Source organism: Pseudomonas sp. P4_C3, from assembly GCF_056402075.1.
This window is the reverse complement of record NZ_JBFUIC010000691.1, coordinates 1-947: the sequence shown is the minus strand read 5'-3', so window position 1 is coordinate 947 and position 947 is coordinate 1. Positions and strand designations below refer to the sequence as shown.

The 947-nt window shown below is 62.0% G+C and carries 1 protein-coding gene and 1 pseudogene; both read left to right on the top strand.

Going from position 1 to position 947, the window contains the following annotated elements; translation table 11 throughout:
- The coding region (locus AC1DVH_RS31820) for an NAD(P)/FAD-dependent oxidoreductase (protein ID WP_477757125.1) at positions 1 to 728 on the top strand (728 nt) is incomplete at its 5' end.
- A 1-nt stretch (position 729) separates the two neighbouring features.
- Positions 730 to 947: pseudogene (locus AC1DVH_RS31815) on the top strand (sugar phosphate isomerase/epimerase); the annotation flags it as partial.

The window sequence follows — 947 nt, the reverse complement described above, 5'->3', positions numbered from 1 at the left end:
CGGTGACCTTGCTCGAAGCCGGGCCGCGCCTGGCAGGTCGTGTCCTGCCTGAGCGATTGTCCAGTGTCCTGCTGCAATTGCATCGCCGCCAGGGCGTGGACGTCCGGCTGAGCGTGGCCATCGAAACGGTGCTGGGCGCCACTCGCGCCGAGGCGGTGCAACTGGTCAACGGCCAGTTGTTGCCCTGTGACCTGATCGTGGTGGGCATCGGCATGCAACCCAACACCGAGTTGGCCATGGCCGCCGGGTTGGAGGTGGGTCAGGGCATTCGTGTCGATGCGCAGCTGCGCACCAGTGCGCCGGACATCTTTGCGGCAGGCGACGTCTGTGAATTTCGTCTGCACCCGCAAGGGGGGTTCCAGCGTCAGGAAACCTGGCGCAACGCCGAAACCCAGGGCCATCACGCCGCTTTGAACCTGCTGGGGGGCGAACAGCCCTTCGCCGTCATTCCCGGTTTTTGGTCCGATCAGTACGACTGGGGGCTGCAAACCGTGGGCGTCATCGTCAACACCGAACCGACGGTGAGCCGGACAACCCCGGGTGGAGGTTTCCTGTTGTTCTACCTCGATGCCGAACAACGTCTGCTAGGAGCTTGCGGCTGGGGGCAGGGCAATAGCGTCGCCAGGGACATCAAGTTGTGCGAACGGCTGATCACCCACCATAACCCCCTCTCGGTGGTCGCTTTAGCCGATGCCGATGTATCGCTCAAACAATTGTTGAGGAACTGACATGCGCGAATTCCTGGTGTTTCAGTCCTTGTGGGCCATGCAAGATCACCGTGGCCAATGCGACCTTTCCATTGAAGCGCAACTGGAGCAAATCGCCGCCGCTGGTTTTGACGGCATCACCGACCATTTCTGGAAGGCGCCACAGGCTGCACGTCTGAGCGCTGCTGCCAAGGCGCAAGGCCTGCAAATCGAAGGTCAACTGTTCCCCCGGACCGTGGA